This is a genomic window from Actinomyces provencensis (assembly GCF_900155435.1).
Lineage (GTDB): Bacteria > Actinomycetota > Actinomycetes > Actinomycetales > Actinomycetaceae > Pauljensenia > Pauljensenia provencensis.
In genome coordinates this window covers 2,369,388-2,378,640 of record NZ_LT700212.1, presented here as the reverse complement: position 1 = coordinate 2,378,640, position 9,253 = coordinate 2,369,388, and the positions used below count along the sequence as shown (strand labels likewise).

The following is a 9,253-nucleotide window of genomic DNA, read 5'->3' as shown; positions in this document are numbered from 1 at the left end:
GTCGACGAGGGCGGCCCGGCTTCCGCTGGTCGGCGACTGGGCGACGAGGGCGGCCCGGCTTCCGCTGGTCGGTCACCGGAGGGCGGGGGCGGCGCACGCGTGGGAGGATCGCCCCAGTGGAAGGGGAGTGATCGTCATGGCGCGCATCCTGTGCGTGGACAACTACGACAGCTTCGTCTGGACGATTGTCGGGTACCTGCGCCACATGGGGGCCCAGGTCGACGTCGTCCGCAACGATGCGGTGGATCCCCGGTGGTGGGTCACCGGCTCCTACGACGGCGTCCTGGTCTCCCCGGGTCCCGGGGACCCCAAGGGGGCGGGAGCCTCGCTGCAGGTCATCGCGGACTGTGCGGAGCACGGCGTTCCCATGTTGGGTGTGTGCCTGGGCCACCAGGCCCTCGGTGAGCTCTTCGGTGGGACGGTGGGTCACGCCCCCGAACTGATGCACGGCAAGACGTCGTCGATCACCCACGACGGTCGCGGCGTGTTCGCAGGCGTGCCCTCACCGCTGACGGTCACGCGTTACCACTCCCTGGCGGTCGACCCGGCAACCGTACCGGACGAGTTGGAGGTGTCCGCGGCGACCGACTCCGGCATCGTCATGGGTCTGCGGCACCGGACCCTGCCACTGGAGGGCGTGCAGTTCCACCCCGAGTCCGTCATGACGGACCACGGTCACCTCATGCTCGCCAACTGGCTGGCGACCTGTGGCGACCTCTCCGCGCCGTCCCGGGCGGCCACGATGGCCCCCATGGTCGCTGCGCGCTCGACGCTGTGAACTCCTGACCCGCCGCACGCCCGCGGCCGCAGGCACCGGCGGACGCGCACGCCCGCGTCCTGCCCGGGGACACAGTGGCGGGGTGCCACGGGAGGTGGCCCGTCAGACCCCTCCGGTGACACCCCGCCCGTGTGCCTCAGCTGTCCGTGGGATCAGGTGTGGGAGACGTCGGTGCCGGCGAGGCCGGTCCCGTGGACACGACCACTGTCACGTTGGTGTCGATGGGCACCAGACCCGATGCACTGATGCTGATCACTTCGCCCGCAGGAGCCGCGTTCACCTCCTCCGTCACGGTGGTGTTGAGCTTGAGCTGGTTCAACTGGCCCACGACGTCGTCCCGGCTCTTGCCGACGAGGCCGTCGGGGATCCTCACGTTGCCGGAGCCGACCACGATGTTGACGCTGGAGCCCTTCGGGACGGTCTGCCCGGCGGCCGGATCCGTGGAGACCACGATGTCCTTGGCGACACCCGGTGCGTCCTGCGTCGTGAACTGACCGACCGAGAGTTCAGCGGCCTGCAGGGCCTGCCGTGCCGCGGACTGGGTCTGGTTGGTGACATCGGGGACCGTGGACGAGCTCGATCCCGAGGAGATGTTCGCGGTGACGGTGCCACCCTTGGCGATGGGTTCCCCGGAGGCCGGGGAGACCTTCGCGACCTTCCCCTCGTCGACGTCGTCGGAGGCCACCGTCGGGCCCTCCGCCCAGGTGAGCCCGGCGTCCTCCACCGCCTTCTGCGCGTCGGCGGGACTCATGCCCACGAGGCCGTCGGGGACCGAGATCGTCGAGGGTCCCGAGGAGAGGGTCGCCGTCACGGTGGAGCCCTCGTCGACCATCGTGCCCTCGGCGGGATCGACCTTGGCGACGTCGCCCTCGGCGACGTCGTCGGAGGCCACGGTGTCGTCCGAGACCTCCCACACGAGCCCGGCGGCCTCGACCTTCGCCTGGGCGTCGGCGGGGGCACTGTTGACCAGACCCTCCGGTACGGCCACCTGCTCGGGCGCACGGTTCTGGTTCATCGCCAACGCGATTCCACCGGCGACGAGGGCGACGGCCAGGATCACCAGGGCGATGATCCACCCGGTCCGCTTCTTCTTCTGCGGCTCCTGCCCGTCCTCCCCGTCCTCGCCCACAGCCGTCATCGTCGAGGTCGGTGAGGCGACCGGCGCGCCGGTGTGGTCCGGTGGGGGTGGCGGCGCGATGGCCAGGGTCTGGGTGGCACCGTCATTCGCGGCTGCTGCGGCCCACACCTGGGTGGCGGGGGCGTTGACATCTGCGCCGCGGACCGCGCGGATCAGGTCGGCGCGCATGGCGGCCGCCGAGGAGTAGCGGTCGTCGCGGTTCTTCGCCAGAGTCTTCATGACCACGCGGTCCAGTGACTCGGGCACGTCCGGGGTGATGGAGGAGGGGGTGGGCGGAATGGCTGAGACGTGCTGGTAGGCCACCGCCACCGCGGAGTCACCGCGGAAGGGCGGGCGCCCGGTGAGGAGTTCGAAGAGGACGACACCGGTGGAGTACAGGTCGGAGCGGGCGTCCACCTGCTCCCCGCGGGCCTGCTCGGGGGAGAGGTACTGGGCGGTCCCGACCACGGCGTTGGTCTGGGTCATCGTCGCCTGGGAGTCGGCCAGGGCCCTCGCGATGCCGAAGTCCATCACCTTCACCTTGCCGTCTGTGGTGAGCATGATGTTGCCCGGCTTGATGTCGCGGTGGACCAGGCCCGCGGCGTGGGAGTACTCCAGTGCGGAGAGCACACCGGAGACGATCTCGACGGCCTCGTCGATGGGGACGGGGGTGCCGTCGGCCAGGAGCTCCTTGACCGTGTGCCCCTCGACGTACTCCATGACGATGTAGGGCACGGAGACGCCACGGCCGTCAGGGGCGGTGATGACCTCCTCGCCGGTGTCGTAGACGGCGACGATGTTGGGGTGGTTGAGGGAGGCCGCAGCCTGGGCCTCGCGCCGGAAGCGGGCCTGGAAGATCGAGTCGCGGGCCAGGTCGATGCGCAGCATCTTGATGGCGACGATCCGGTGGAGGCGGGTGTCGAACCCCAGGTGCACCTCCGCCATGCCGCCCCTCCCGATGAGGGAGCGCACCTCGTAGCGTCCGCCTAGACGGTGGTCCATGGAATCGGACATGTCCGAGCCTCCTCGATGACGTGGGCTCCCGCTCCCAGGAGGGAGGTGAGGGACCCGAACCTGTTCTGGATCGTAGCGACTGCGATGAGGATGATCGTCAGGACGATGAGTCCGACGACCACCCACCGGCCGATCCGCTCCACCAGTGGTACGGGCGGGGCGACGACCGAGCGGTTGAACCTGGTGCGCGGCGGGCGCCGGTGGGGGGCGCCCCCTGTCACGACACTGCCGGGGTGGATGGGATGCCAGCCGGGCCGGGCGTCGGCACCGGTGGAGGGGCGTTCCGGTGTGCGCTGGCGACGGGTGAGGGAACGCCGCGTGACGGGCGCTGCCTGGGCGAGCGGGGCACCTGAGGACCGGTTCGACCGGGCACGTGTACCGGCAGGCGACCCGGCGCGTGACGGATCGCGCGACTCCGCCTGTCCGTGACGTCGGGACTGCCCGTGCAGTCGGGACCCGTCGTCCTGCTGGTCACCGCGCGGAGTCCTGTCAGGACGGGGGCCCTCAGCCGGTGGTCCGGCGTGGCGCGCGCGTCTCCCGGGTGTCGGGTGTCCGGAAGTCGTCTCCTGTCCGGACCCGGAGGGTGTGGCGGCCTGCCGGGAACGCCCGGGGGCCGCAGGGGCAGTCGGCGCGGCGCCCGCGCCCGTGCGTGTCCCGGGGGCGAGTGCCTGGCGGTGGTGCGGGCGGTCGGCGTCCCGGTCCACGGACCGGGCAGTGGGAGCAGAGGTGTCGGGTGCATCCGCAGTCGGGGTCGGGGTCGGGGCCGGGGTCCCGGTGCCGGTAGCGGGCCTCAGCGCGCGCCAGTGCCGCGGCGGCGGTGTCCCGTCACGGCCGGCAGCGGAGACGGACGAGTCCGCCTGCGGGGACTGCGGGGATGCCGGGGACCGTGGCGTCCGGGCAGGTGTGCGGGAGGCGCCCTCGTCGGTGACAGGTGTGCGGGAGTCGCCCTCGTCCGCGGTGGGGGGACGCAGCATCTCCTCGGGGAGGACCCGTCGCCGCTCGTGCAGGACCGGGGCCACGGGGACGCGGAGGGCCTCGGGGGGCCCCGCCGTGTCGGGAGAGGGGGAGTCCCCGCCGGAGGGGGCGGGGAGCGGGTGCGGATCGACCGGCATGTCGAGGGTGCGCGCCGCCGCGACGATCTCCCTGACGAGGGCGGCACCGGTGGTCGGTCGCCGGTGGGGGTCCTTCTCCAGGAGGTGGAGGACGACCTTCGCGAAGGGGAGGGGGACGTCCTCGGGGAGGGCGGGCACGGGGTCGTTGACGTGGGAGAACGCGATGTCCACCTGGGTGGCCCCGGTGAAGGGGCGGCGTCCCGCAGCTGCCTCGTAGGCGATGACACCCAGGGCGTAGAGGTCGCCGGAGGAGGTCGCCGTCTCACCCATGGCCTGCTCGGGTGGGAGGTACTGGGCCGTGCCCATCACCATGCCGGCAGCGGTGAGGTTGGCCTGGTCGGAGGTGCGCGAGATCCCGAAGTCGGTGAGCTTCACGACCCCGTCGGGACGGATGAGGATGTTCGCGGGCTTGATGTCGCGGTGGACCACGCCGGCGGCTGCCGCTGCGTCGAGTGCCAGGGCCACCTGGATGACCACCGGGACCAGGTCCTCCACCGGGACACGCGCGCCCCCTCTGAGGTAGTCGGTGAGAGGACGTCCCTCGACGAGTTCCATGACGATCCAGCCCCGGCCGTCCTCCTCCCCGGAGTCGAGGACGGAGGCGATGTTGGGGTGTTGGATGCGCATGGCATTGCGGGCCTCGATGCGCAGCCGTGACAGGGACAGTTCCTCGCCGGAGAGCTCCGGGCGCAGGACCTTGGCGGCCACCATCCGTCCGGTCTCGCGGTCACGGGCCTTCCAGACCTCGCCCATGCCGCCCTGGGCGATGGGCGTGAGCAGGGTGTAACGACCACCCAGGAGGTGGCCGGCCATGTGGCGCTCGGTGGTGGGAGGGGTCACTTCAGCCCCGCTTCCAGGAGGGCACGGGCGATCGGTCCGGCCACGGTGCCACCGTGGGGGGCGGGATCGGTGTCGTCGCCCTCGACGATGACGGCGAAGGCGATCTGCGGGTCCTCGGCCGGGGCGAAGCCGACGGCCCAGGCGTTGGCACGCCCCGATCCGTCACCGAGCTCGGCGGTGCCGGTCTTCGCCGCGACGTCGACGCCCTCGATCGCCATGGAGGTCCCCGTGCCGTAGGGCTGGGAGACGACGCCCTTCATGAGCTCCGTCATCTGTGAGGCGATGTCGGAGGAGATCGGGGTCCCCAGCTCCGAGGGATCCGTGGAGGAGCGGACCTGGAGGTCCGCATCGACGACGTCCTTGACCAGGTAGGGGTGCATCATGGTGCCCCCGTTGGCGATCGCCTGGGCCACGAGGGCCATCTGGAGGGGCGTCACCTGCACGGAGTACTGGCCGATGGCGGACATGGCGAGTTGCGAGGCGTCCGTCTCGGCGGGGAAGACCGAGGGGGTGACCTCCAGGGGGATGTCGATCTGCTGGCCGAACCCGAAGCTCTCGGCCACGTCGGCCAGGTCCGCGTGGGTCAGGTCCTGGGAGGCGAGGACGAAGGTGGTGTTGCAGGAACGGGCGAAGGCCTCGGCCAGGGTGGGTTTGCCGTCACCGCACGCCACTGACTCCACGTTGGAGATCTCCGTGGCCGTCCCGGGGAGAGTGGTCGTGACGGGGGAATCCATGGGGGTGTCCGTCTGGACGATCCCCTTCTCCAGCAGGGCGATGGTGGTGAGGATCTTGAAGGTCGAACCCGGGGCGTAGCGGTCGCCGGCGATCGCGCGGTTGACCAGGGGACGTGAGGCGTCCTTGTTGAGGGTGGTGAAGGCGCTGTTCGCGGAGGCCGAGTTGAACGTGGCCAGTTCATTCGGGTCGAAACTGGGCGAGGAGTACAGGGCGAGCACCGCGCCCGTCTTCGCATCGAGTGCCACGACGGCGCCCCGGCGTCCCTGGAGCTGGTCGGCCGCCACCTGTTGCACGGCCGGGTCCAGTGTGAGCACGACGCCTCCGCCCTGGCGTCCCGAGCCCGTGAAGAGATTGCGCAGACGCTGGGCGAGCAGGTCGGGGGAGTTCCCCTCCAGCACGGACTCCGCGGCCTTCTCCATCCCGGAGGAGTCGGCGAAGACGGAGGAGAAGTAGCCGGTGACCGGCGCGTAGAGGGGTCCCTGGGAGTAGACGCGCTGGTAGCGGGTGGATCCCTCCACACGCTGGGAGGAGGCGATGGCGTCACCGGCGACGATGATGGGGCCGCGGTCCAGCTCTGCGGCGTGCAGGATCGTGCGGGAGTTGCGTCCGTCCGCGTTGAGAGCGGGTGCCTGCAGGAACTGGATGTTGGTGGCGGCCAGCCCCAGGGCGGCGAACATCACCAGCACCACCACGAAGAGCTTCCTGATCTGTGCGTTCACGAGCGTGCCTCCCCGTGGTCGGGGGTGTCGGGCAGGCGGGGGTCGCTCGGGTAGTCCGGGTCCTCGGGCAGGTCACCCTCGATGATGTCCAGGCCGGTGTCCTGTCCGGTGTCGCGCGGGGACGGGCCCACGGTGTGGGCGTCCTCCGTGGAGGGACGGCGGCGGGTGGGGGTGGTCGGCGTGTCCGTGGCGCCGGGAGCGGGGTCCGTGATGGCCGCCTGGAGGCCGGTGGTCCAGGGTGCGGGGGTGGAGACGGGGCGCCGCGCGGCGTCCGAGATGCGCACGAGGATGGCGACCGTCAGCCACGAGGACACCATCGAGGAGCCGCCCGAGGCAAGGAACGGTGCGGTCAGACCGGTGAGGGGGATGACACGGGTGATCCCGCCCAGGACCACGAAGACCTGCAGTGCCAGGGAGAAGCTCAGGCCGGCGGCGAGCAGCTTCCCGAACCCGTCGCGCACACCGATCGAGGCGCGCAGCCCCCGCTCGATGAGGATCAGGTAGAGGACGAGGATCGCCAACAGGCCGGTGAGTCCCAGTTCCTCCGCCAGGGAGGAGAGGATGAAGTCGGACTGGGCGAAGGGGACCAGGTGCGGGTAGCCGCGTCCCCACCCGGTGCCCATCAGTCCCCCGGAGGCCTGGCCGAAGAGGCCCAGGACGACCTGGCCGGACCCGCCCACCGCGTCGTAGACCGCAGGATCCATGGCGTGGAGCCACACGGTGAAGCGTCTCTGCACGTGGGGGAACGTCCGCACGGCCAGCGCGGCGGCCGGGAGGAACATCAGCGCCCCGATGACCAGCCAGGACACCCGGTCCGTGGCCACGTACAGCAGGGCCACGAAGAGCCCGAAGAAGAGCAGCGAGGTCCCGAGGTCGCGCTGGAGGACGAGGACCGCGATCCCGATCAGCCACACGACGAGGATCGGACCGAGGTCACGTGCGCGGGGCAGACGCATGCCGAGGACCCGGGGTCCCCCGATCGCCAGGTTGTCCCTGTTGGTGACCAGGTACCCGGAGAAGAAGACGGCCAGCGTGATCTTGACCAGCTCGGCGGGCTGCAGGCTGAGGGGCCCGAGCTGGATCCAGATCCGCGCCCCGAGGTGCTCCACCCCGATGCCCGGGATGAGCGGGAGCACCAGCAGGAGCAGCGAGGCCAGCCCGAAGAGGTAGGTGAAGCGGCGCAGGACCTTGTGGTCCCGGACCCAGACCAGCAGAACAGCAGCCGCCACCAGCGCGACACCCACCATCATCAGCTGCTTGGTGCCCACCACCGCGTACTGGTGGGAGGGGTCGGAGATCGACTGGTTGAGCGTCAGGTAGGACAGGTCGATGCGGTAGATCATGGCCAGTCCGATGCCCGTCAGGGCGACGGCGATGGGCAGGATCACCGGATCCGCGTAGGGCGCGAGGAAGTGCATGCCGACCTCGGCCACGACCGCGACGATGACGAGGATGAGGACGTGCTGACCGAGGTTCTCGGGTACTGCGCCCGTACGGTTGAGCGCCGTGAGCGCGTAGCCCCCGATGCCCAGCGCGAGGGCGAGGAGCATGAGCGCCATCTCCAGGACGCGGCGCGGGCGGGCGGGGGCAATGGTGACGGTGGCCATCAGCGGCTCTCCGAGGGTGACGGCGCGGGGGAGGCCGTGGAACCCGGGTCGGTGGGAGCGGGGGTGACGGCGCTGGGTGAGGAGCTGGGTGAGGGTGTCGGCGAGGGCGTGGTGTTCCTGCTGGCCTGGTCCTCGAGCTGGGTGACGTAGGCGTCGATCTCCTCGCGGGAGGAACGCACGACGGGCTCCCTCAGCCGTTCACGGTCGACGCTGGAGAGGTCCGAGAGGGCGATGTCGGTGACCTCGGTGCGGTGTGAGAGACTCCACGGCCCCAGTGTCTGGGGAATCCCCTGGTAGATGACGACGCTCCCGGACTCCCCGATCGCGAAGTACTGCGTCTGGGTCCACAGGTAGCCGAGCCAGCCGCCACCGGCGACCAGGGCGGCGACGAGCAGTGTCAGGACGGGTGCCCGCCAACGGTGCTTGCCGTCCTCGTCCTCGTCCTCGTCCCCGTTGTCGTCCTCGTCCCCGTGGTCCTGGGAACCATTGGCGAGGGCGGCTGCGCGCGCCGCTGCACCGGATCCCCCGCGTGAGGGTGCGCTGCGGTCGATGGCCGCGGCACCCACGATCTGCGGGGCGGTCTGCCCGGACGTGCCCGAGGGGACCACGTCGGCGATGACGCAGGTGACGTTGTCGGGTCCCCCGCCCAGCAGTGCGAGATGGATCAGCTCCTCCGCGCAGGCACCCGGGTCGTCGAAGTCGGAGAGGACCTGGCCGATCGTCTCCGCCGAGACCACTCCGGAGAGTCCGTCGGAGCAGAGCAGCCAGCGGTCACCGAGGATGGCCTCGCGCACGGTCTCGTCCGGGGTGACATCGGCCTGGGAGTCGCCCAGGACCCGCAGGACGACATTGCGCTGGGGGTGGTGTTCGGCCTCCTCGGGGGTGATCTGGCCGGTGTCGACCAGGTACTGGACGAAGGAGTGGTCCGTGGTGACCTGGGTGAGCGTGTCCCCACGCAGCAGGTACGCCCGGGAGTCCCCGATGTGGACCATGGCCAACTTGTTGCCGGCACGCATGATCGCGATGCAGGTGGTGCCCAGACCCTTGAGCTCCGAGTCCTGGGCGGAGCGCTCGGTGAGGTCCTCGTGGGCGGCATTCAGCGCGGCCCGCAGGAGGGGGAGCATGGCCTCGGCGGGGTGGCTCTCCGAGTCGAGCGGTACGAGGTGGGCCAGCGCCACGGAGGAGGCGATGTCGCCTCCTGCGGGGCCTCCCATGCCGTCGGCGAGGACCAGGAGGTTCGGTCCGGCGTACCCGGAGTCCTGGTTGTTGCGCCGTGTCAGGCCCACGTCCGAGCGGGCGGCATAGCGGAATTCGACGGGCTCAGCCGGCAT

At 70.9% G+C, this 9,253-nt stretch carries 6 protein-coding genes; 1 reads left to right on the top strand and 5 read right to left on the bottom strand.

What is annotated here, in order from left to right; all coding sequences use genetic code 11:
• Positions 1-136: 136 nt before the first annotated feature.
• Positions 137-778 carry an anthranilate synthase component II gene (locus tag BQ9890_RS10545; protein ID WP_075893055.1) on the top strand — a complete coding sequence of 214 codons (642 nt, stop codon included), beginning with the start codon at positions 137-139 and terminating at the stop codon, positions 776-778.
• Between the two features lie 136 nt (positions 779-914).
• Here the strand turns inward: BQ9890_RS10545 and pknB are convergent, their stop codons facing one another.
• From pknB to BQ9890_RS10520, 5 genes are read right to left on the bottom strand one after another with little or no spacing between them, the layout of a single operon-like run.
• Positions 915-2,909 (bottom strand): Stk1 family PASTA domain-containing Ser/Thr kinase, encoded by a 1,995-nt coding sequence (gene pknB / locus BQ9890_RS10540; protein ID WP_075891394.1) that lies wholly within the window; start codon positions 2,907-2,909, stop codon positions 915-917.
• A complete protein-coding gene (locus BQ9890_RS10535) occupies positions 2,882-4,834 on the bottom strand; it encodes a serine/threonine protein kinase (protein WP_075893053.1) in 1,953 nt (650 codons plus the stop codon). Before BQ9890_RS10535 ends, pknB begins: the two co-directional genes overlap by 28 nt.
• Before the next feature lie 23 nt (positions 4,835-4,857).
• The gene (locus BQ9890_RS10530; RefSeq protein ID WP_075891392.1) at positions 4,858-6,315 is read right to left on the bottom strand and encodes a peptidoglycan D,D-transpeptidase FtsI family protein; all 1,458 of its coding nucleotides are present in this window, start codon (positions 6,313-6,315) and stop codon (positions 4,858-4,860) included.
• Positions 6,312-7,922, bottom strand: coding sequence for an FtsW/RodA/SpoVE family cell cycle protein (locus tag BQ9890_RS10525; protein WP_078062384.1), 1,611 nt, complete (start codon positions 7,920-7,922; stop codon positions 6,312-6,314). The genes BQ9890_RS10530 and BQ9890_RS10525 overlap by 4 nt, the downstream gene beginning before the upstream one ends.
• On the bottom strand, positions 7,922-9,253 hold the full coding sequence (locus BQ9890_RS10520) for a PP2C family protein-serine/threonine phosphatase (protein WP_075891390.1): 1,332 nt from the start codon (positions 9,251-9,253) through the stop codon (positions 7,922-7,924). Before BQ9890_RS10520 ends, BQ9890_RS10525 begins: the two co-directional genes overlap by 1 nt.

Bases quoted from the DNA above. Each gene is read 5' to 3' on its own strand.
- BQ9890_RS10545 (WP_075893055.1), top strand. From the start codon at position 137: ATGGCGCGCATCCTGTGCGTGGACAACTACGACAGCTTCGTCTGGACG.
- pknB (WP_075891394.1), bottom strand. From the start codon at position 2,909: ATGTCCGATTCCATGGACCACCGTCTAGGCGGACGCTACGAGGTGCGC.
- BQ9890_RS10535 (WP_075893053.1), bottom strand. From the start codon at position 4,834: ATGGCCGGCCACCTCCTGGGTGGTCGTTACACCCTGCTCACGCCCATC.
- BQ9890_RS10525 (WP_078062384.1), bottom strand. From the start codon at position 7,922: ATGGCCACCGTCACCATTGCCCCCGCCCGCCCGCGCCGCGTCCTGGAG.
- BQ9890_RS10520 (WP_075891390.1), bottom strand. From the start codon at position 9,253: ATGCCGGCTGAGCCCGTCGAATTCCGCTATGCCGCCCGCTCGGACGTG.